General features: G+C 71.5%; 22 protein-coding genes and 1 pseudogene. 8 read left to right on the top strand and 15 right to left on the bottom strand.

What is annotated here, in order from left to right:
• The first annotated feature begins 128 nt into the window (after nt 1-128).
• Together ACQP2P_RS44465 and ACQP2P_RS44460 are read left to right on the top strand one after the other, a co-directional pair.
• Nucleotides 129-704, top strand: a complete 576-nt coding sequence (locus tag ACQP2P_RS44465; protein ID WP_433611499.1) for a hypothetical protein — start codon at nt 129-131, stop codon at nt 702-704.
• Between the two features lie 7 nt (nt 705-711).
• Nucleotides 712-1,665, top strand: coding sequence for an NAD(P)H-quinone oxidoreductase (locus tag ACQP2P_RS44460; protein ID WP_433611497.1), 954 nt, complete (start codon nt 712-714; stop codon nt 1,663-1,665).
• Here ACQP2P_RS44460 and soxR read toward each other — a convergent pair.
• Together soxR and ACQP2P_RS44450 are read right to left on the bottom strand one after the other, a co-directional pair.
• On the bottom strand, nt 1,662-2,054 hold the full coding sequence (gene soxR / locus ACQP2P_RS44455; RefSeq protein ID WP_433611495.1) for a redox-sensitive transcriptional activator SoxR: 393 nt from the start codon (nt 2,052-2,054) through the stop codon (nt 1,662-1,664). The genes ACQP2P_RS44460 and soxR overlap by 4 nt on opposite strands.
• A gap of 29 nt (nt 2,055-2,083) precedes the next feature.
• Nucleotides 2,084-2,791, bottom strand: coding sequence for a glycosyltransferase family 2 protein (locus ACQP2P_RS44450; protein WP_433611493.1), 708 nt, complete (start codon nt 2,789-2,791; stop codon nt 2,084-2,086).
• A 102-nt stretch (nt 2,792-2,893) separates the two neighbouring features.
• On the opposite strand from ACQP2P_RS44450, the gene ACQP2P_RS44445 reads away from it, so the two are divergent.
• Nucleotides 2,894-3,271, top strand: a complete 378-nt coding sequence (locus ACQP2P_RS44445; protein ID WP_433611491.1) for a PPOX class F420-dependent oxidoreductase — start codon at nt 2,894-2,896, stop codon at nt 3,269-3,271.
• A gap of 108 nt (nt 3,272-3,379) precedes the next feature.
• Here the strand turns inward: ACQP2P_RS44445 and ACQP2P_RS44440 are convergent, their stop codons facing one another.
• Nucleotides 3,380-3,589, bottom strand: a complete 210-nt coding sequence (locus tag ACQP2P_RS44440; RefSeq protein ID WP_223099768.1) for a BldC family transcriptional regulator — start codon at nt 3,587-3,589, stop codon at nt 3,380-3,382.
• Nucleotides 3,590-4,205: 616 nt separating this feature from the next.
• Nucleotides 4,206-5,045 carry a hypothetical protein gene (locus ACQP2P_RS44435; RefSeq protein ID WP_433611488.1) on the bottom strand — a complete coding sequence of 280 codons (840 nt, stop codon included), beginning with the start codon at nt 5,043-5,045 and terminating at the stop codon, nt 4,206-4,208.
• A gap of 145 nt (nt 5,046-5,190) precedes the next feature.
• On the opposite strand from ACQP2P_RS44435, the gene ACQP2P_RS44430 reads away from it, so the two are divergent.
• Both ACQP2P_RS44430 and ACQP2P_RS44425 read left to right on the top strand, forming a co-directional pair.
• Nucleotides 5,191-6,249 (top strand): Glu/Leu/Phe/Val dehydrogenase dimerization domain-containing protein, encoded by a 1,059-nt coding sequence (locus ACQP2P_RS44430; RefSeq protein ID WP_433611486.1) that lies wholly within the window; start codon nt 5,191-5,193, stop codon nt 6,247-6,249.
• 230 nt (nt 6,250-6,479) lie between these two features.
• On the top strand, nt 6,480-6,704 hold the full coding sequence (locus tag ACQP2P_RS44425) for a DUF3073 domain-containing protein (RefSeq protein ID WP_350620607.1): 225 nt from the start codon (nt 6,480-6,482) through the stop codon (nt 6,702-6,704).
• Nucleotides 6,705-7,009: 305 nt separating this feature from the next.
• On the opposite strand, the gene amcA is transcribed toward ACQP2P_RS44425, so the two are convergent.
• From amcA to ACQP2P_RS44400, 5 genes are all read right to left on the bottom strand, one after another.
• Entirely contained in the window at nt 7,010-7,219 is a 210-nt protein-coding gene (amcA, locus tag ACQP2P_RS44420) for a multiple cyclophane-containing RiPP AmcA (RefSeq protein WP_433081323.1), read from the bottom strand.
• Nucleotides 7,203-8,294, bottom strand: coding sequence for a cyclophane-forming radical SAM peptide maturase AmcB (amcB, locus tag ACQP2P_RS44415; RefSeq protein ID WP_433619535.1), 1,092 nt, complete (start codon nt 8,292-8,294; stop codon nt 7,203-7,205). The genes amcA and amcB overlap by 17 nt, the downstream gene beginning before the upstream one ends.
• Before the next feature lie 182 nt (nt 8,295-8,476).
• Complete coding sequence (purM, locus tag ACQP2P_RS44410) at nt 8,477-9,631, bottom strand: phosphoribosylformylglycinamidine cyclo-ligase (RefSeq protein WP_433611483.1); 1,155 nt, start codon at nt 9,629-9,631, stop codon at nt 8,477-8,479.
• Between the two features lie 47 nt (nt 9,632-9,678).
• The gene (gene purF, locus ACQP2P_RS44405; RefSeq protein ID WP_433081319.1) at nt 9,679-11,241 is read right to left on the bottom strand and encodes an amidophosphoribosyltransferase; all 1,563 of its coding nucleotides are present in this window, start codon (nt 11,239-11,241) and stop codon (nt 9,679-9,681) included.
• Nucleotides 11,242-11,467: 226 nt separating this feature from the next.
• Nucleotides 11,468-11,821, bottom strand: a complete 354-nt coding sequence (locus ACQP2P_RS44400) for a sterol carrier family protein (protein ID WP_433611481.1) — start codon at nt 11,819-11,821, stop codon at nt 11,468-11,470.
• A 314-nt stretch (nt 11,822-12,135) separates the two neighbouring features.
• Between ACQP2P_RS44400 and ACQP2P_RS44395 the strand changes: the two genes are divergently transcribed.
• Nucleotides 12,136-14,238, top strand: coding sequence for a carboxypeptidase-like regulatory domain-containing protein (locus ACQP2P_RS44395; RefSeq protein ID WP_433611479.1), 2,103 nt, complete (start codon nt 12,136-12,138; stop codon nt 14,236-14,238).
• Nucleotides 14,239-14,290: 52 nt separating this feature from the next.
• Here the strand turns inward: ACQP2P_RS44395 and ACQP2P_RS44390 are convergent, their stop codons facing one another.
• The 5 genes from ACQP2P_RS44390 to ACQP2P_RS44370 form a co-directional block, all read right to left on the bottom strand.
• Nucleotides 14,291-14,455 (bottom strand): hypothetical protein, encoded by a 165-nt coding sequence (locus ACQP2P_RS44390; protein ID WP_433611477.1) that lies wholly within the window; start codon nt 14,453-14,455, stop codon nt 14,291-14,293.
• A gap of 17 nt (nt 14,456-14,472) precedes the next feature.
• Entirely contained in the window at nt 14,473-14,646 is a 174-nt protein-coding gene (locus ACQP2P_RS44385) for a hypothetical protein (protein WP_433611475.1), read from the bottom strand.
• Between the two features lie 435 nt (nt 14,647-15,081).
• Nucleotides 15,082-16,005 (bottom strand): anti-sigma factor RsbA family regulatory protein, encoded by a 924-nt coding sequence (locus ACQP2P_RS44380; protein ID WP_433611473.1) that lies wholly within the window; start codon nt 16,003-16,005, stop codon nt 15,082-15,084.
• The gene (locus tag ACQP2P_RS44375) at nt 16,002-16,874 is read right to left on the bottom strand and encodes an MEDS domain-containing protein (RefSeq protein WP_433611471.1); all 873 of its coding nucleotides are present in this window, start codon (nt 16,872-16,874) and stop codon (nt 16,002-16,004) included. Before ACQP2P_RS44375 ends, ACQP2P_RS44380 begins: the two co-directional genes overlap by 4 nt.
• 41 nt (nt 16,875-16,915) lie before the next feature.
• Complete coding sequence (locus ACQP2P_RS44370; protein WP_433611469.1) at nt 16,916-17,587, bottom strand: hypothetical protein; 672 nt, start codon at nt 17,585-17,587, stop codon at nt 16,916-16,918.
• Nucleotides 17,588-18,051: 464 nt separating this feature from the next.
• Here ACQP2P_RS44370 and ACQP2P_RS44365 point away from each other — a divergent pair.
• A pseudogene (locus ACQP2P_RS44365) lies at nt 18,052-19,005 on the top strand (helix-turn-helix domain-containing protein); the annotation flags it as partial.
• Between the two features lie 239 nt (nt 19,006-19,244).
• On the top strand, nt 19,245-19,949 hold the full coding sequence (locus ACQP2P_RS44360) for an HAD family hydrolase (protein ID WP_433611467.1): 705 nt from the start codon (nt 19,245-19,247) through the stop codon (nt 19,947-19,949).
• A 28-nt stretch (nt 19,950-19,977) separates the two neighbouring features.
• On the opposite strand, the gene ACQP2P_RS44355 is transcribed toward ACQP2P_RS44360, so the two are convergent.
• Entirely contained in the window at nt 19,978-20,631 is a 654-nt protein-coding gene (locus ACQP2P_RS44355) for a peptide deformylase (RefSeq protein WP_433611465.1), read from the bottom strand.
• Nucleotides 20,632-20,825: the final 194 nt, after the last annotated feature.

The raw sequence follows: 20,825 nt of genomic DNA, 5'->3' as shown, positions 1-20,825 counted from the left end.
ACGTGAGGGACGTCGTTCGGGCGAACGCGTGCCGGTGAACCCCCGAACACGGCCGGGCAAATGCCGTCCATGCGGGCCTGAGCTGCGCAGACTCGAAAGGCAGGTTGCTGCGACGGGGGGATTTGACCGTGCACCTCTTCTTCAACGATCCGCGGGACGGGTACGTCACTCGGCACCGCCGCATCGTCCGGCCCTCGCTCGCCGCGCTCGTCGTCGGGGGAGTCGGGGTCGCCGCGCTCGGGGTTGTCATCGGGTCGGCCGGGTATGACGCCAAGGGCAGCGGCGGGCCGCCTCGGGCCGAGGGTGGGGGGTTTGCCGTGCCGGCCGCGACCGGCAGTGCGCGCGGGGTGAACGCGAGTGGGCCGCTGGGGATGAGTACCGTTCCCGCCGCCCCCGTTCCGATTCTTGATCTCGGGGTCACGCCCAGCCCAGCGGCTCCGGCGCCGGTGCAGACGCAGAGCGGGAAGAAGGCCGCCGTGCGGGTCGAGCGGACCACGCCGCGGCCGAAGGCGCCGGCTACCACGGCGGCGGCTCCGGCGGCTCCGCCGGTGGTGGTCGTGACCGAGGAGCCCGTTGTCGCGGAGCCCGAGCCGGCCGACGAGCCCACCGAGGAGCCGGTCGACGTCGGCGAGCGTCAGGGGCGGCACCGCTGGCATCAGTGGGGTGACGGCCACCGGTGGCGGCCGTGGTGGGAGCAGCGATGATGGAAGGGTGCATGCGATCACGATCGAGCGGCCCGGTGGACCCGAGGTGCTGCGCTGGAGCGAGGTTCCTGATCCCGTCGCGGCCGCCGGCGAGGTGCTGATCGAGGTGGTGGCGGCCGGCGTCAACCGCGCCGACGCGCTGCAGCGGCAGGGGAACTATCCGCCGCCCAAGGACGCTCCTCCCTATCCGGGGCTCGAGGTCTCGGGGCGGATCAAGGCCGTCGGCGACGGGGTGCACGGGTGGCAGGTCGGGCAGGAGGTCTGCGCGCTGCTCGGGGGTGGCGGCTACGCGGAGCTCGTGGCCGCCCCCGCGGCTCAGGTGCTGCCGGTGCCCAAGGGGGTGGACCTGGTCGACGCGGCGGGGCTGCCCGAGGCGGCCGCGACCGTCTTCTCCAACGTGGTGGACCTGGCCCGGCTCAAGCCGGGGGAGACGCTGCTGGTGCACGGCGGCGGGAGCGGGATCGGGACGTTCGCGATCCAGCTGGGCAAGGCGCTCGGCGCCGGGGTCGTGACGACGGCGCGGGCGGCGAAGCGGGATCGGCTGCTGGAGCTGGGCGCGGACCGGGTGATCGACTACCGGACGACCGACTTCTCCAAGGAGGTCCAGGCCGACGTGGTGCTCGACATCATCGGCGGGCCATACCTGCAGCAGAACGTCGACTCGCTCAAGGTCGGCGGGCGGCTCGTGGTGATCGGGCTGCAGGGCGGGCGCCGCGGGGAGCTCGACCTGGGGCAGTTGCTCACCAAGCGGGCTCTCGTCGCCGGGACCACGCTGCGGGCGCGCTCGGCCGCCGAGAAGGCCGCCATCGTCCGCGGGGTGCGCGAGGAGGTCTGGCCGCTGGTGGACGAGGGCTTGATCCGGCCGGTGATCTCCCGGCGGTTCCCGATGACCGAGGCGGCCGAGGCCCACCGGCTGCTCGAGTCCAACGAGCACATCGGGAAGATCCTGCTGACGATTTAGGGCCGGATGAGCACGACCGGGCCCGTGCCGTTCGCCGCCAGGCGGTCGTCGGTGTTGACCAGCGCGCACGTCTTCAGCGACAGGCAGCCGCAGCCGATGCACCCGGTGAGCGTGTCCCGCAGCCGTTCGAGCAGCTGGATCTGCTCGTCGAGGTGGGAGCGCCACCCGGCGGAGAGCCGGGCCCAGTCCGCCTTGGTGGGCGTGCGGTTGGCCGGCAGCGAGGCGAGCGCCTTCTTGATCGTCTCCAGTGGCACGCCGACCTGGGCGGAGATGCGGATGAAGGAGACGCGGCGCAGCTGGGAGCGCTCGTACCGGCGCTGGTTGCCGCCGGTGCGAGTCGCGTGGATGAGGCCGAGTTTCTCGTAGAAGCGCAGCGCGGACGGTGCCACGCCGCTGCGTGCGGAGAGCTCGCCGATGCTCAGGAGGTCCCGATGCTCCGGGACGGCTTGCGCATGCGTTCGCGGGACAGAATCCACAGGGCCTCGACCCCGTCCTTCCAGGTGATCTTCTTGCCCTCTTCACGGGTGCGGGCGCGGTAGCTGATCGGCACCTCGAAGGGCCGGTGCCGGTTGCGCAGCAGCTTGCCGGTCACCTCGGCCTCCATGCCGAAGCCGGCCGAGCGCACCTGGAGCGAGCGGTACAGCGAGACGGGCATCAGCTTGAAGCACGTCTCCAGATCGCCGAGGTAGCAGTTGTAGAGCATGTTCGCGGCGGTCGTGACGGCCTTGTTTCCCATCACGTACCAGAACGAGAAGGAGCTGTGCGAGCCGAAGGTCCGGTTGCCGTAGACGACGGTCGCGCGCCCGTCGAGCACCGGCTCGAGCAGCTTCGGGATGTCCTGCGGGTCGTATTCGAGGTCGGCGTCCAGGATGACCATGTAGTCGCCGGTCGCGTTCTCGACCGCGGTCTTGATCGCCGCGCCCTTGCCCCGGTTGCGCGGGTGCACGACGACGCGCAGCCGCTCGTCGGTGAGCCCGTGGAGGATCTCGGCCGTCCGGTCGCGGCTGCCGTCGTCGACGATCACCAGCTCGATCTCGGTCGGGTAGTCCACGTCGAGCGCCTGTTTCACTGCGTCGGCAACGCGGACTTCCTCGTTGTAGACGGGCATCAGGATCGACAGCTTCATCACGAACTCCGGGGGCGTTTTGGCTGAACCATCAGACTAGCGGCCCGTCACCCGGGCGTGTGACCCTCCCGAAGAGGAGGGCCGGCTCGTACCTTGTCCTGTATGACGACGGTGGAACGGTTGGGCGAGGAACAGTATCTCCTGGTGACGACGTTCCGCCGGGACGGTACACCAGTGCCGACTCCGGTGTGGGCCGCGCGCGACGGGGACGCGCTCATGGTGTGGACCGTGCGGGACTCGGGCAAGGTCAAGCGCATCCGCCGCGACGGCAAGGTCACCGTCGCGCCGTGCACGGTGCGGGGCAAGGCGACGGGCCCGGCGGTTGCGGCGCACGCGACGCTGCTCGGCCCGGAGGGGGGCGCGGCCGTACGCGAGCTCATCAAGCGCAAGTACGGCCTGAAGGGTCGGCTGTTCGTCTGGGCGAGCATCCGCCGCCGGGGCGCCGACGCGACCGTCGGGGTCCGGATAACACTGTCCTGAAGGCTGAAAAGCAACGCGCTCGGATCACCGGGGGGTGACGATCCGAGCGCGTTGCGGTAATAAGCCGTGTTGGTTGGCGCAGGAGGACGACGCGAGGTACTGTCTGCGTCAGTCGCCCGTGCGTTGCGTGGGAATTTGGCCCTGGAGTAGGGCCCGCACCTCCGACTCCCGGTAGCGACGGTGGCCACCAAGCGTTCGAATCGCGCTCAGCTTGCCCGCCTTCGCCCAACGGGTGACGGTCTTCGGGTCGACGCGGAACATCGACGCGACCTCAGCCGGCGTGAGCAACGGCTCAGGTTCATGCGTACGAGATGGCATCGGTCACTCCTCCACAGGTACCCAGGAACGCCGGCCGGGGTCCCGCCGGTCGACGCGTTTCCTATGGTCCGGGTAGTCCCCGATGTCCGACATGGGCCGAACGGCTGAAGGTCCCTGTATGGACGGATGATGAATAAGTGAATTTTCCGATTTTGACACCGCAAAACCGGATAAATTCGGACTCATTTTGACGGAGGGTGAGCGATCAACCACGAATCTAGCTCACTCTCCGGGGTGATGGGTAGCCCACAAACACCCTTGTAGTAGGCATAACGGACACGAGCGGGGTGCGATTCGGTTGCGAAGGGTGACACCCGATCGAGTGGTGGACGAAGCGGACATTTAGCTTCGTCAACATCATGGCTCGGGTCCGCGTCAGTCACAGACCGTCGCTCCCGCCAGACAAAGGGCGGCCCCGAGGGCCTTCGGCCGGAGGGGGCCGCCCAGCCAGGTCCGCGGTGGCAAGAACGAAGAGCCGGTCGCCCGCAGGCCGGTCGATCACGGGGTGAGGGCGACCACCCGCGAACCTGGCAGCGTAGGCGCGCAGCGCCCAGCGATGTCTGGCGGGAGCGACGGTCCGCACCCCGACGGACCCGAGTCATGGACGGGAAAAGCCCTAGTTGCAGCGCTCCAGCAGCTGCACGGAGCGCCAGCGCTCGACGAGCTTCTCGTAGACCTCGGTGGCCTCGTCGGCGTCGCCGCGGGCCACGTTCGACAGGCCGGCCGACACCAGCCCCGGCGAGTCGTCGGCCGCCAGCGCGTCGTCCGACATGAGGTTGACCAGGCCGCCGTAGTCCAGCTCCACGATCGAGCGCGAGTGGAACTCCTCCAGCCAGCGGGCCGTCTCCTCGACGGCAACGGTGATCGGGGCGTCGCCCATCGCGCGCCGCAGCACCGCATAGGCGCGATGCGCGCGGCGGCGGGCCTTCGAGATCTCGGTGCGGTAGCGCAGGACCCGGCGGCCGGGGCGCAGGGACAGCTCGCGCTCCTCCAGGTCGACGAAGACGAACCAGCGCAGCGGCACGCCCCAGGTGGCCACCTGCTCGTGGACCCGCGGCAGGCCGCGCTCGAGGACGTGGTCGCCGCTGCGCCAGTCGTCCACGATCGTCTGGGCGAGGCCGGCCAGCACGGGCGGCACGAACGCGTCCGCGATGACGCTCGGCACCCCGTCGCGCGCCGTCAGCGCCGCCTCGGCGACCCGGATGCGCAGGTTCCACGGACAGACGAGCAGCGTGTCGTCGGCCTCGAGGACGTAGGCCTCGTCGGGCAGGGCCGGCAGGCGGGTCCACCCGGCCCCCAGCGCCTCCAGGACCGCAGTGCGCTGGCGGACGGGGCCGTCGGACAGCGCGACGGCGCGGCCCTCCTTGACGTAGCGACGCCAGTACAGCTGGTGGTCGCGGTCGAAGGCGGCCAGCGGCTCATACACCCGCAGGTATGACGCGAAGAGCGACGGCACGGGCCGATCGTCGCACGAAACGGCCGAAAGACGCGAAGGTGCCCTCGAACCGAAGGCCAGGTGTCGGCGTTAGGGTCGAGTCACCGCACTGTCGTGAACGGCCCCGTCTCACGAGGACGGGCCGCGATTGCCTCCGGGAGCATCCATGGGCGTCTTCCAGACCAGCCACGAACAGGTCGTGTTCTGCCACGACCAGCAGTCCGGCCTGAGGGCCATCATCGCCGTCTACTCCACCGCGCTGGGACCGGCGCTCGGCGGCACCCGCTTCTACCCCTACGCGTCCGAGGACGAGGCCCTGCACGACGTGCTGGAGCTCTCGCGGGGCATGGCCTACAAGAACGCGCTCGCCGGGCTGGACCTCGGCGGCGGCAAGGCCGTCATCTGGGGTGACCCGGACAGGGACAAGAGCGAGCCGCTCCTGCGCGCCTACGGCCGCTTCGTGCAGTCCCTCGGCGGCCGGTACTACACCGCCTGCGACGTCGGCACCTACGTGCGGGACATGGACGTCGTGGCGAAGGAGACCCGCTTCGTCACCGGCCGCTCGGAGTCCCACGGCGGCGCGGGCGACTCGTCGGTGCTCACCGCCTACGGCGTCTTCCAGGGCATGCGGGCCGCGGCCGAGCACCGCTGGGGCGCGCCCACGCTGGCCGGCCGCCGGGTCGGCATCGCGGGCCTGGGCAAGGTCGGCAAGCACCTCACCAAGCACCTGCTGGACGACGGCGCCTCGGTGGTCGCCACCGACGTGTCCGAGCGGGCCCGGGACTGGGCCGCCGCGACCTACCCCCAGGTCGAGCTGGTCGACGGCAACGACGACCTGATCGCCGCCCCGATCGACGTCTACGCCCCCTGCGCGCTCGGCGGCGCGCTCAACGACGACTCCGTCCCGCTCCTGCAGGCCAAGATCGTCGCCGGCGCGGCCAACAACCAGCTGGCCCACCCCGGCGTCGAGAAGCTCCTCGCCGAGCGCGACGTGCTCTACGTCCCCGACTACGTGGTCAACTCGGGCGGGGTCATCCAGGTGGCCGACGAGATCGAAGGCTTCAACTTCGCCCGGGCGAAGGAGCGTGCCGGACGGATCTACGACACCACGAAGCAGATCCTGGAGCTCGCCTCCGTCGAGGGCGTGCCCCCGGCGCTGGCCGCCGACCGCCTCGCCGAACGGCGGATGGCCGAGGTCGGAAGGCTCCGTACCATCCTGGTGTAACCATGTGCGAGAGCGCGCGGCGGGCGTGACGACCCGTCGACCGCGGTGGTGCTTACCCGGCGGGTACCCGACCGGTCCGGTCGGGTAAGCAACGCCACCGAAATGGTCGGCAGGGGCGAGATGCCGAAAGGTGCCCTCGACATGTACCGTAAGAGCCACGAGAGATGCCTGACGTTGTCGGGGCCTGCCGGTAATGGCTGCCCCGTAATTCTGTGCGAGGGGGTCGAGCCATGGGGCGCGGCCGTGCGAAGGCCAAGCAGACTAGGGTGGCCAGGGAGTTGAAATATCACTCGCCTAACACCGACCTCGAAGCGTTGCAACGAGAGCTCGCGGCGGGCAGCCCTAAGTCAAGCGACGACTACGCCGAGTATGACGGGGTCGACGAAGAGGCTGACGACGAGGACGACTACGACGACTCCCCCAGCGACGGTGATTGGCGCTCACGGGGTCGTTGACCATCGCACGCCCAGTCTGGCTCGAACGGCTCCGCGCCTCGACTCAGACCGGGCGTAACCCGGCTCACGGGCACGTGGACATCCACGTGCCCGAGTCGTGTCCACAGCACCCGCACGGCGGTCGTTCTCTCGACGGCCCGTCGTGCGGGTGTCTCGGCGTAGCCACAGCCCGAGTGAGTTCTCACCCGCTCGCGGCGACCGGAGGCGGTGCAGCGGTGCACCGCCTCCGGCGTGGGTGGACCCTGCGTCGGGGCCGTGGTCCTTACATCAGGCACCGTGCGTCGACGCCGCCTGCCCGCACACGACTACCTGGGACGGTTGTTCCAGTTGTAGAACGTCGGGATGTTCTCGAAGTGGTTCCACGCGCACACGGCGCTGGTGCCCTCCGGGTCCGTGGTCTCGGCACGGGCGGCCCGCGCCGCGGCGGCCTCGTCCAGCAGGGTTCTCAGGCCGTCGGCGGCCCGGTGGACGCGCTCGGCGACGGTGTCGACGGCTGAGTCAGCGTGCTCCGGCATGGTCCAGCACTCCCTCCAGAAGGCGAATCTTGCTGTTTCGGCAGTGATTCGTCTCGGTACCGTCGAATCTGCCGTGCTCGAAGTAGCGGTTGGCCGCGTGCGCGCCGCCGCAGAACCCGAAGTAGGGGCACGTGCGGCGGCAGGACTCGACGCCGCGGAGGTACTCGCCGATCCACGGGGCCGAACTCGCCGCGCCGGCCAGGATCTCCGCCAGCGGGGTCGCCAGCACACTGCCCGAGGAGAAGTCGCCGTACCGCGGGTCGGTGAACCCGGCCAGCTCGGGCGAGAGCAGGAAGACGCGCCCGTCCGCGGCGATGGTCGGGATCGGGTCGAGGGCGCCCGGCAGTAGCCCATCCGCGCGGTGGTCGAGCACGGCGCCGGCGTACCGCAGCGTCCACTCGATCTCGCGGACGTGGATGCGCGGATCGCGGCGCCACGCGGCCACGAGCTCGGCCCAGAAGGCGCGCACGGCCTCGTCGGCGAACGCGTTCGCCCGGGCGTTGACGCCCTCCTGCTCCTCGATGTTGATGCCCAGCACCTCGCAGCCGAGGTCCAGGAAGTACTCGTAGAGCTCCGCGGCCAGCCCGGGCCGGGGGTCGCTGACCACGCACAGCGCCGAGAAGGGCACCCCGTGGCGGCGCAGCGCCTCGATGCCGTGCTGGATCGCGCCGTACGCCGGAACGCCCCCGCGGTTCACCCGCTGCGCGTTGCGGGCCTCGGGCCCGTCGACGCTGACGCTCACCCGCATGCCGTGCTCGGCGAAGAACTCGCACCAGGCGTCGTCGATGAGCGTGGCGTTGGTCTGCACGTGGTGCTCGACCCCGGTGAACGGCGCCATGAGCCCGGCGAGCGCGGCCCGGCCGGCCGCGAGGGGTTCGCCCGCGTGCCAGACCACGGAGAAGCGCCGGTCGGCGGCCGCCCAGGGGTTCACGGACGCGGCGACCGCGGCGGCCACGGCGGGGCTCATCCGCTCGTTACGCGCGCGGAACGGCAGGTAGCAGTACGTGCAATCGAGGTTGCACAGGGTCGTCGGCTGCATCACGACATACCCAGGGATCGGCGAGATGCCCCGCATGCCGCTCCACGACACCGCCCCCTCCTCCTTTTGGGCGTAGGGACGTGTCGCTTCAGCCTAGGTCCATCGCGGCGCCGCGGTAAGCCCCAGTTGATCGACTACGCGAGTTCGCACATTCCGACACATTCAGAAAACGCCTGCGGGGGCGGTGCCGGTTGCACCACCCCCGCACGAAGACCGGGTCAGCCGCGAGTGTGCGAGCCGACCATCTGCACGGTGCCGGTGCCCTCGATGACCTCGCCGACCTGCCAGGCCTCGAGGCCGCGGCCGGCCAGGAAGGCCAGGGTGCGGTCGGCGTCCTCGGCGGAGACCACGGCCATCATGCCGATGCCCATGTTGAAGGTGCTCTCCATCTCGTTGTCGTCGATGCGGCCCTTCGTGTGCACCAGCTCGAAGATCGGCTGCGGGCGCCAGGTCGAGCGGTCCACGACGGCGTCGACGTGCTCGGGCAGGACCCGGACCAGGTTGCCCGGGATGCCGCCGCCGGTCACGTGCGCGTACGCGTGGATGTCGGCCTCCTTGATGAGGTCGAGGCAGTCCTTCGCGTAGATGCGGGTCGGGGTGAGCAGCTCCTCGCCGAGCGTGCGCTGCTGGCCGAACTCGTCGATCACGCTGTCCAGGCGCATCCGGCCGGCGCCGAGCAGCACGTGGCGGACCAGGGAGTACCCGTTGGAGTGCAGGCCCGTCGAGCGCAGCGCGATGACGGCGTCGCCGACCTCGACCCGGTCGCGGCCGAGGATCGCGTCTTCCTCCACGACGCCGACGCCGGTGCCGGAGATGTCGTACTCGTCCGGCCGCATCACGCCCGGGTGCTCGGCGGTCTCGCCGCCCAGCAGCGCGCAGCCGGCGTAGCGGCACCCGTCGGCGATGCCGGCGCCGATCTCCGCCACCCGGTCCGGCACGACCTCGCCGCAGGCGATGTAGTCGAGCAGGAACAGCGGCTCGGCCCCGCACGCGACGAGGTCGTCCACGACCATGGCGACGAGGTCGATGCCGACCGTGTCGTGGATGCCCATGGCCTGAGCGATCGCCAGCTTGGTGCCGACGCCGTCGGTCGAGGAGGCGAGGATCGGGCTCTTGTACTTCTTGAGGTCGAGCCGGAACAGCCCGGCGAACCCGCCGATGTCGCCCATCACCTCGGGCCGGTGCGTGCGGTGGACCTTCGTGCGCAGCAGCTCGACGGCCTTCTCGCCGGCGTGGATCGACACACCCGCGTCCGCGTAGGTCACGGTCTTGCGGCGGCTCCGGCCGTTGCCGGCGGTCCACAGTTGCCGCTCGGGGGTGCTGCCCTGACCGGACTTCCCGGTCTCGTCGGCGCGCTCGTCCACGTGCGTCACTTTCTCCCCTTTGATTGCCTCTGCGGGCGGCTTTGATGGATGGGCGGTCACGGGCGCAGCAGTGCGCCGGAACCTCCGACGCTGGCGGCGACACTCGGGACACCGTCAGCGGTGGTCGGTGCGGCCCCCGCGGCGCGCGCGACCCCTTCCAGGACGTGCTTGCCGATCACATTGTCGGCCGGAAGCTCGATCGGATACTGCCCGTCGAAACAGGCGGCGCAGAGCCGGCTGGCGGGCTGCTCCGTGGCGGCGATCAGACCCGGCAGCGACACGTAGCCGAGGGAGTCGGCGCCGATCGAGCGCCGGATGCCCTCGAGGTCGAGCCCGTTGGCCAGCAGCTCCGCGCGGGTGGCGAAGTCGATGCCGTAGAAGCAGGGCCACTTCACGGGCGGGGAGGAGATCCGCACGTGCACCTCGATGGCGCCGGCCTCGCGCAGCATGCGCACGATCGCCCGCTGGGTGTTGCCGCGCACGATCGAGTCGTCGACGACGACGAGTCGCTTGCCCCGCACGTTGTCGCGCAGCGGGTTGAGCTTGAGCCGGATGCCCAGCTGGCGGATGGTCTGGGACGGCTGGATGAAGGTCCGGCCGACGTAGGCGTTCTTGACCAGGCCGTGGCCGAACGGGATGCCGGACTCCTGGGCGTAGCCGATGGCGGCCGGCGTGCCGGACTCGGGCACCGGGATGACCATGTCGGCGTCGACGTGGTGCTCGCGCGCCAGGGTGCGCCCGATCGCGACCCGGGCCGCGTGCAGGTTGCGGCCCGAGATGTTGGTGTCGGGGCGGGCGAGGTAGACGTACTCGAACAGGCACCCCTTCGGATCGGGCGTGCCGAAGCGGCTCGAGCGCAGCCCGTGCTCGTCGATCGCGATGAGCTCGCCCGGCTCGATCTCGCGCACGACGCTGGCGCCGCAGATGTCCAGGGCGGCGGTCTCGCTGGCCACGACCCAGCCGCGCTCGAGGCGGCCGAGCACCAGCGGGCGCACGCCGTTGACGTCGCGCGCGGCGTAGAGGGTGTCCTCGTCCATGAAGACGAAGCTGAACGCGCCGCGCAGGGTCGGCAGCACCTCCAGCGCGGCGGCCTCGACGGAGAGGTCGGGCCGCGCGGCCAGCAGCGCCGTCACCAGGGCGGTGTCGTTCGTGGCGTTGATCGCGTCCGGCTCCATGTCGGGCAGCTCGGCCACCCGGCGGGCGAGCTCCGCGGTGTTGACGAGGTTGCCGTTGTGGGCCAGCGCGATGGTGGTGCCCGCCCGGTCGCCGCCGGCGCGGGTCGAGCGCAGCGTCGGCTGCGCGTTCTCCCACGTGGAGCCGCCGGTGGTCGAGTAGCGCGCGTGGCCGATCGCGATGTGGCCGCGCAGGCTCGCCAGGGTCGGCTCGTCGAACACCTGGGACACCAGGCCGAGATCCTTGTAGACCACCACACCGGATCCGTCGGACACCGCGATGCCGGCCGCCTCCTGGCCACGGTGCTGCAGTGCATACAGCCCGTAGTAGGTCATCTTGGCGACCTCTTCGCCCGGCGCCCAGACGCCGAACACACCGCACTTGTCCTGAGGACCTGGACGCTGGGGGTCGAGCTCGTGGCTCAACCGGCCATCGCCTCGGGGCACTTGCCGCTCCTGTCGTCGCAGTTGCCATGGGGGTGGCTGAAGGGAAGACGGTGGGTGGGTGTCAGGAAGATGGCCATCCGGTTGACGTCAGCCATCCGACCGCGGGCTGGTCGACGCCACACGCTGGGTCGCCGTCGCAGGGGCCAGTGTACGCGAGGTTTCGGGCATGACGCAGAGCGACGAATCGAGGCCCTTCGGTGACTCGCCCGCGTGGCGATTCGCCGGGTTACAAGGGCAGATAGGCGGATAAATCCGCCCGAACTCCGCTCGCGCGAATCTTCCCGGCCGTGACGGCTTCGTGCCACGATTTCCGACCCGTGGCGATCTCGATCCACGTGACCGGGTCGGTCTCGACGACGTTGGGTGGCGTACCTCTCGTATGTCTGGGCCCCTCGATGCACTGAATCGCGCCGTACGGGGGAACGCGCACCTCCACCGAACGTCCGGGTGCTCGTGTCCGCAGGTCCGCGAGGAGTTCCCGGACGCCGTCGCGAACCGCGATCCGGTCCGGAGCGGCTCCGTCGTTCAGGGCATCAAGGACGGATTGCACCGTGCCGGAATATCGGTGCGGAGTGGACATAGCCGGACGATACGACCGCTTGTATGGAGCTGGCAACACGACGCGGGTTTCGCCGACCCCCGCGGACAGGGCATAGTTTGCTGCGGCGCACCATGCAAGGCGAGTCTCGCTCGCATGTTGGACCATAGACAGACATGTTCGGCAGCGACGCTCGGGTGAAAGTCAAGATCCGGAGGGGTGTGGACGTGACCGCGCACCGACGAACCCTGCTCCTCAGAGCGGGGACGGTGGCTGTTCTGGCTGCAGGCGCTCTGCTCGGCATGGCGGCACCGGCCTACGCCGACGCCACCGTAGTGATCAGTGGCGCCCCAGATGTGACACTGACCGTAGGCGGCGGAGCGCAGACCGTCAATGTCCAGATCAAGAACACAGGCGACACGCCCCAGCTGACGCCGGTCAAGCTCACGATCGACATTCCCAGCGATCTCGGCCTCACGATCTCGAGCAAGCCCAGCGGCTGCGACGGCAGCGGCACCCACCTCACCTGCACGGTGGACGGGCCGCTCGCGAAGGACGCGACCAAGAACCTGCCGGTCGGCATCGCCCCGCCGGCGCAGAGCTCCATCCCGGCCGGGCAGAGCAAGCAGGGCAGCGGCCAGGTGATCATCACCGACGGCGGCTCCGACACCAAGGGCTTCAACGCCACCCTCAAGGCCCAGGCCGCTGCGCCGACCACGCAGGCGGCGCCGACCACGGTCACCGAGGTCTCCGGCACCATCACCGACTCGCAGACCGGCAAGGGCATCAGCGGCGCCACGGTGGTCCTCGCCGACGGCAGCGGCAAGGAAACCCAGATCACGTCGGGCTCCAGCGGCTCCTTCAAGTTCACCGGCAGCGAGGCCAAGCCGATCGCGCCCGGCGCGATGACGATTACGGTCGGCGCGGGCGGCTACGAGAACTCCAGCCCCAAGTCGGTCACCGGCACGGCCGGCAAGGCCACGACCGGCATCAAGATCGGGCTCGTGGTGCTCGCCGACACCGCCTCGGCGGCCCCGCTGCCGAGTGCCAACGACAACGCGTTCGCCGACGGTCAGTCGGCCGGCGGCGTCGTGCCCCAGAACACGGCCACCAACAACGCCTCCAACGACAGCGGCGGCGGGGTCTCCTGGATCCTGATCGCGCTCGGCGTGCTGCTGGTCGGCTTCGGCATCGTCGCGATCGTGCTGCTCCTGCGCCGCCGCGGCGATGACGACGACGAGCCCGAGGACGAGCCCGCGCCGCGCCGCGGCGGGCCCGGCGTGCGCCCCGGCTACGGCGGCCCGCAGGCCGACCCGACGATGGTCGCCGCGATGGGCCCGGCCGCGACGATGGTCAACCGGGGCGGCAACAACGACGCGACGGCGATCGTGCGGCCCGGCCGGGTCTTCGACGACGTTCCCCCGGACCCCTACGGCGCGCCGATGCCCGGCCCGGGCGGCTACCCGTCCGCGGGCGGCTACGACGACCGCGCCGGCTTCGCCGCCGGCGGGTACAACGGCGGCGGGGCCAACGGCTACGGCGGCCAGCAGGCCCGTCCGGCCCCCGGCCCGGCGGTCGACCCGTATGCGCCGGACTACAACGGCGGCGGAGGCGGCGGCTACGCGGACGCGACCCAGCGCTACGAGCCCGGCGGCAACGGCTACGGCGACGGGAACAACGGCTACAACAACAACCCGGCGACCGGCGGCAACAACTACGGCGGCGGCCAGGGCGGCTACGGCGGGAACAACGGCTACGACGGCCCGGCGACCGGCGGCGGCTACGGGGGCGGCCAGCGCGGCGGTTACGAGGCCCCGCCCACGACCATCGGCGGCTACGACGGCCCGGCGGCCGGCGGCGGCTACGGTCCCGGCGGCGGCGACCGCGGCGGCTACGGCCCCGGCGGTGGTGGCGGCGGGTACGACGACCGCGGCGGCTACGGCCCCGGCGGCGGCGACCGCGGGGGTTACGACGGCCCCTCGGCGGGTGGCGGCTACAACCCGGGCGGCGACCGTGGCGGCTACGGGCCGAACGGCGGCGCTGGCGGGAACAACGGCTACGACGACCGCGGCGGCTACGGCCCCGGCGGCGGTGGCGGCGGGTACGACGACCGCGGCGGCTACGAAGGCCCGTCGGCGGGTGGCGGCTACAACCCGGGCGGCGACCGCGGCGGCTACGGCCCGAACGGCGGCGGTGGTGGTGGTGCCGGCAACAACGGCTACGACGAGCAGCCCTACGCGGGTCGCGGCGGCTACGGCCCCAACGACCGCGGCGGCTACGAGCCGGCCGCGGGCTACGAGCGCGACGGCTACGAGCGCGTGCCGGAGCCCCCGCGGGCCGGCAACGGCTACGGCCCGAACGGCGGCGGTGGCGGCGAGTACGACCAGCGCGGCGGTTACGGCCCGAACAACAACAACGGTGGCGGCAACCGCCGCTCGCTGGACTGGCTGGACGACTAGCCGGCGGAATCAGTGAAGAGGGGCGGCCCGGGTGGCCGCCCCTCTCGCTGTCTCAGGCATCTTCGGCGCGGTCGCCGTCGCCGTCGGTGGCCGGCTCGGCGTCAACGCGGTCCCGCAGGTCGAGGTCGTTGCGCGTGTTGCGCAGGTCCACGGCGTGCCGCGGAATGTACTCGTCCTCGTCCGGGCGGCGCAGAACCTTCGTGTGGCGTCGCATCATCGCTGGTATCCCCGTGGCTATCCGATGGTGGGTGTGGCGGCGCGGCGGGCGGCGTCGAGCTGCGGGCTCATCGGCGCCGATTGCCGCGGGTGCGTCACCCGGAGCCAGCGCACCTTGCGCAGCATCCGGGTCGCCGGGCCGGCGGCCCGGTGCCGCGCGGCGTGGCCGATGCCGCTTCGTTGCATACTCACGCCACTGAGTGTGCGGGGACGGACACGGGTTCGTTAGACCACGAACAGTCCGGAGACGGCGACCGTCCGGATTCCCCTGGAAGTAGGTGAGTACCCGCCAACGGGGGCTGAGTAAGTCGCTGAGCTGCGCTGACGGCCCTCGATGCGGCCCCTTCGCTCAGCGCGACGATCTCGATTACTCAAGCGCGGGCCGCGTCAATCCAATGGGGTACGCCGTACGCCCGCCGCAAGCGAGCAGGTCCGGTGATGGTGTCCGCGTCCGGGCCGGTGCAAAGGTGAGGGCAATACCGAAATGGTCAGCCGAAAGGGGTTGGTGCGCATAGCGGTTCGCGTCTCGTGTGCTGGGGGTGGCCCACGAGAGGAATGGACGGGCGGCGGTGTCCGCGCGGGGTGCCGCCGCCCGTCCGTTCACCGGTGCGGTGCGCTTCGGCGCGTTCAGGAGGCGCGGCGTATGTGCAGGCGAACCGTCGTTCCCGGGCCGCCGGTGCGCATTTCGAGCAGATCGCAGATCTGGCGAGCGATCCAGAGGCCGTGGCCCTGGCCGGCCTGCGGATCGGAGCGCAGGAATCCGAGGAAATTGTCCTGCGCCCGGCCCTGGTCGACGATTTCGCAGACGACCCGGCGATCGGTCGCCCACAGGCGCACCTCGCCCCGGCCGGCGCCGTGGCGGACCGCGTTCGTGGCGACCTCGTTGACCGCGAGCGTGAAGTCGTCGAGACGGTCGGCCGGCACGCCGAGGCGCACCGCGTGGTCGGCGATGAACTGCCGTACCGATGCCATGTCCGTGAAGTCGGGGAGCCATTCGACGTCCCGCTCGGGGCGCGGCAGCAGCGGGGTGTTGCGCTCGGCGTAGTAGGAGGTCGGGTCGGCGAAGGCGGCGCTGACCTCGCTCTGCTCGCCGATCGCGAGCGCCGGGTGGGTGCGCCGGGCGTCGTCGACGATCGCGGGCGGCAGGGTCCGGGTGTCGTACCCGCACATCAGCCACGCCCGCGAGTCGGCCAGGGCGACGTTCATGACCGACTCGTACCGGCCCCACTCCGACGTCTCGAGCGGGTCCAGCCCGTCCCAGATCGGCTCGCCGAGCACCCGCAGGATGCCCGTCGGCCCGGACAGCGCGTCGATGCGCCGGTGGTGGGCGTCGAGCGTGCGGCCGGGGGAGTCGAACCAGCCCGCGGCCGGCAGGAAGGTGACCCGGTCCGCGTCGGCGCCGATCTGCTCGCGCAGCAGGGTCTCGTTCTCGTCCGAGGTGACCGCGAGCACCGTGTCTCCCCGGTGCAGGCCCTCGGTCACGAATGGCACCGCCGCCGCGAGGAAGACCGCGGCCGAGTCGAAGACGAGGGCCTGGTGGATGAGGTTCACAGGGACTCGTCCGCCTCTTGCAGCGTCCAGCGCGCGATGCGCAGGACCTTGCGCATCGAGCCGGGCATGTGGCGCACCAGCACCCGGCGCTCGGGCGCGACCGACTCGGCGAAGCGCACCAGCGCCCGGATCCCGGCCACGTCGATGAAGGTGAGCTCCGCGAGGTCGAGCACGAGCAACGGCTCCCCGGTGGGCCACTGCGCCGCGTGCGCGAGCGCCTCGGCGAGCGGCGCCGCGGTGGAGTCGTCGACGACGCCGGCGATGCGCAGCCCGCGCGGCGAGTAGATGGGGATGATCCGCAGCCGCCGGTCGTCGTGCAGCGGGTCGATGCAGACCACGCCCTGGTGCACGGACACGAGGCCGCTCAGGGCCGCCCGTTCGAAGAGCCGTTCGTCGTACTGACACACAGCCGCCAGATCGCCCGAGTCCACGAGCGTCTCGGAGACCCCGGTCTCGAACTCGTGCAGCCGTGTGGCCCCCGGCACCCCGCGCAGCGCCCAGCTCATCTCGCCGGTGAGCCGCAGCCCCTGGAAGCCCGCCGCGCGCGCGTCGCGCACCGCGTGCCGGATGCCCCCGACGACCTCGGCCGGGTCGAACCCGTCGCGCCCGTCGGCGGCGCGGACCTCGAGCTGGCCGCGGGCGATCGCGAGCGCCCCGTCCACGCCGCGGGGGCCGAGCCAGTCCTCCAGCACCTCGGGGTGGGTGCGGTCGGAGAAGTACAGCACGCGCTCACCCCGCCGCAGGCCGTCGGCGATGAACACGGAGACCACCTCGCGCTGCTCGGCATCGCTGGCGAAGGGCAGGCACAGGTGATCGCCGGGTCGGACCCGCCCGGCGTGCGTGGTGATCGGCTCGCTGATGTGCTTCAACCTACGTGATCTACCCACCTGGCGTGGTCCGCGAAACCTCGTCAGCGGATGCAGCAGGTGGTGCAGACCTTCGGGGTGGGCAGGGTGAAGGCGAGGCAGCAGGTCTTGCGCTGGATGTCGAGCCCGCCCCCGGCCCGGGGCGTCAGCTCCACCAGGTCGTCGGCGTCCAGCACCCCGAGGATTCGGTGCGCGATCTCCAGCGTCGGCCCCGGCAGCGAGTCGGCGGCCCGGGACAGGCCGTAGGCCACGCCCGACGCGACCGAGCCCCACAGCGTCCGCCGCCCGATCCGGGCCCGCTTGCGGAACTCCTCCAGCAGCGGCTCGAGGTGCGCGTCGACCAGCGAGCGCCGCAGCACCCCCAGCAGCTCGTCCTCGTCCTCGACGATGAGCAGCCCGGGCGCGTCGGTGGCCACGATCGGGTCGGTGGCCAGGACCGCCGTCACCGGGGAGCGCAGGGCGAGGGTCAGGAAGGGCCGGGGTTCGCCGTACCGCACCAGCACGTGATCCGGCGTCATGAGCGGGACCCGGCGCGAGGCGGCGAAGCCGAGCACGGCGGGCAGCGCGCACCAGTAGGCGTAGCACTTCCACGCGAGCGCGGCGGCGGCGTGCGGCTGGGCGCTCCAGCGGCGGGCCGCGGTGTCGAGCAGGTCGCTCACGTCGATCTCGGCCGCGGGGCGCCACTGCGGGCCGTGGGCGCCGACCAGATCGGGCACCAGCCCCTGGAGTGAATCCTCACCGTGCCGATTCCGCAGTGCGGCGAGGGTTGCGACGACCGGGCGGAGCGGTTCGACCCCCTCGCGACTGATGAGCGCGGTCACGTTGGGTCGCCGAACTCGGCCGGGGGCACGACTCGCAAGCACCGCGCCGCGGCGTCTGTCATGTGCGTGCGGATGGTGCTCACCACCGTCTCGTACCCCCAGAAGTGCATGCCAAGCGCCCACGATACAGCTATTAGGTAAGGCTAACCAGCCTCGCCCTGTCGCGTTGTGGCAACCGGGATGTCGTAACGTTGCGTCACCGGTCCGACGGCGGTTGGTGACGAAAATGGGTTGATCAAGACCGATCGAGCGGTGGTGTCAACCATTTTGTCAGGAATCTGTCCGGCCGGCCTGGTCGAGAGCCGGACTCGTGGACACTAACCGGACAGGGGCCGTCTCCCTGTAGGGCTGGACCGGACATGACCACGAGCGACCCTTCTCCCGTGCAGCGGGCGGCGGAGGCGTTCGTCGCAGAGTTCGCGCGGTGGCGCGTCGAGCGCGGCATGTCCAAGAAGCAGCTCGCCGCGGCCATGGGCTTCGACGCCTCCTACGTCAGCCACGTGGAGGCCGGCCGGCACCGCCCCACCGAGGACTTCGCCCGGCGCGCCGAGGCCATCCTGCAGAGCGGCGGCTCGGTCTGGCAGCGGTACAAGGAGTACGACGAACTGCGGGCGACCGCGCGCAGCCGCGTGGGCGTGCCCGGGCGCGACCCGCCGGTGCCGGACCAGTGGCTGCCGCCGGGCACCGGACTCGTGGTCGAGCGCGAGACGGCGCGGCTGTCGTACGTCGACGGGAAGTACCGCTGCACGGTTCGCCGCGCGCTGTACAACGCCGGCACGGAGCCGATCACGCGGTACCTCGTGCGGATCTCGGTCGACCGCTACCCGGACGACCCGGCCCGCTCCAACCGCCACCATCACGATCACCCGCTCTCCCTCGACGAGCTCTCGCTGGTCGCCTCGTGCGCCGGGGAGCCCATGGAGTGGCGGGCCAAGACCGACCGCGACACCCTCAAGGAGCTGTGGCTGCTCTTCGAGAACGCGCAGGGGCGTTTCCCGCTCTACCCGGGGCAGCGCACCACCATCGCGTACTCGTGGCACATCGGCATCGACAAGTGGGGCAACTGGTTCGAGCGGGCCATCCGCCTGCCCACCCGTCACCTCACGGTCGAGGTCGAGTTCCCGGCCCGCATGCGGCCGGTGGTGTGGGGCGTGCAGACGTCGCTGTCGGCCGAGGAGGTGCCGCTGCGCACGCCGATCACGCAGGAGCTCTCGGAGGACGGGCGCGCGGTCTTCTCCTGGCACACGGAGGCGGCCACGCTGCACGACTACTACCGGCTCGAGTGGCGCTTCCGGGGCAGCCGGCCCGAGGGCGCCGTGGAGGACGTCGACGACTGGCCGGACCCGCCGTTCGTCCCGCCGTCCGCGCACCAGCTCTCCGCCTGAGCCGGCGCGGGCGGCGGTACGCGATCTGTCCGCAGGGGCCAGGCGGCCGACGCGCGGACGACCGCGAAACGCAGCGCGGAGGGAATGGCTACGGTGGGTACACCGTTGGCGTGAAAATGGTGTACTCCGCGTGAGACTCAGTCAAGGGCGTCGCTACGATGGCGCGCGTGGCGGAAGCGGTCTTATTCGACCTCGACGGCACGCTCATCGACAGCGAGCCCATCTGGGCCGCCGCGAACACCGCCCTGGTGCGCTCCCGCCGCGCCGAGGTGACCGATGAGCTGCTGCGCGGCCTGAGCGGGCTCGATGCGACGGTGGCGATGCGGCGCATCCACGGGCACTACGGCTGGACCGGCCTCGACGTGCACGCCGACGTGGCGTTCGTGCAGCGCAGGGTCCACGAGTCGTACGCCCGGGGCGTCCACTGGCTGCCCGGCGCCCGGGCGCTGCTCGCCTCCGTGCGCGCCGCGGGGCTGCGGGTGGCGCTGGTCACGTCGACCTATCGGGAGCTCGTGCGGTACGTGGTGCGCGAGGCCGGCCCGGGCACCTTCGACGTGGTCGTCTGCGGCGACGACGGCCACCGGCCCAAGCCCGACCCGGCGCCCTACCTCGCCGCGATGGACGCCCTCGGGGTCGCCGCGGCGGACTGCGTCGCCGTGGAGGACTCGGCCGTCGGCGTCGCGAGCGCGCACGTGGCCGGCTGCGCGGTGCTCAACGTGGCGCCGATGATGCGCTCCGACCTCGCCCACACGTGGGCGCCGTCGCTCGGGTGCGTCGGGGTCGAGCAGCTGCGGGCCGCCCTGGGCGCCCGGGCCGCGCTGACCGGGCCCTTCCCGCTGAGCGTCGCGCCCAGCCCGGCGATCGCGCACTGACCGGCGAGTGCCGGGCGCCCCGGGGCGTTCAGGCCATCGAGACGGTCAGCGCGCCCGGCTCCACGTGGTCCACGTTCAGGATGCCGCCCAGGTGGTCGACCTCGTGCAGGACGTCGCGGGCCAGGCGGCCCCGGTCGAAGGTGGCGATCGCCTCGTCGCCCGCGATGGTCCGGTAGCTGATCACCGCGGTCCGCGGGCGGCGCAGGGTGCAGCGGAAGTCGAAGAAGCTCAGGCAGCCCTCCGTCGCCTCCTCCCAGTCCGCGTGGCTGTCCGGCCCGACCTCGAGGACCTGGGGGTTGATGAGCACCAGCTGCGGGGCGCCCGCGGCGCGGAAGATCGCGATCGAGCGCGGCTCGCCGATCTGCGGGGCGGCCAGGCCCATCGCGCCCGTGCTGAAGTCGTGCACCCGCATGACCGCGTCGGCGGTCGCGGTCAGCCGGTCGAGGATGCGCAGCGCCTCGTCGCGCTCGCGGGGCAGGTCGAAGGGGCGGGTCCTGGCCGTGAGCATCGGGTCGCCCAGCTGCACGATGCCGAGCGACGCCATCACCTCGCTCGGCCGCCGGGTGTCGGGGGCGAGGGCGTCGTCGGGCCGGAGGCCACCGCTCGGGCCGGGTGCGCCGCCGGGTCGGCGGGGCGCGGGGGCCGGGGCGGTCTTGCGGTCGTCTGCCACGTCGCTGGTCATCGCTGCTCCTTCAAGGGGCGGTTACTGCAATCGCCACGTGAATGGGCGCGAGCCAGATGCGCAAACGCCGCGGCCTGGCGGGGCCGCGGCGCGAAGAATCGTACGGGTACGAGTGCGGAAATGCGACGGCCCGGCTCAGCGCCATCCACCCAGTGTGAGCGGCGGTGAGCCGGGTGTGAACCCCTTTAGGTCTC

Origin of the sequence: Dactylosporangium sp. CA-139114, assembly GCF_050955725.1 — a bacterium.
Lineage (GTDB): Bacteria > Actinomycetota > Actinomycetes > Mycobacteriales > Micromonosporaceae > Dactylosporangium.
Note: the sequence above shows the minus strand (reverse complement) of the source record. Positions and strands in the feature narration are given on the sequence as shown.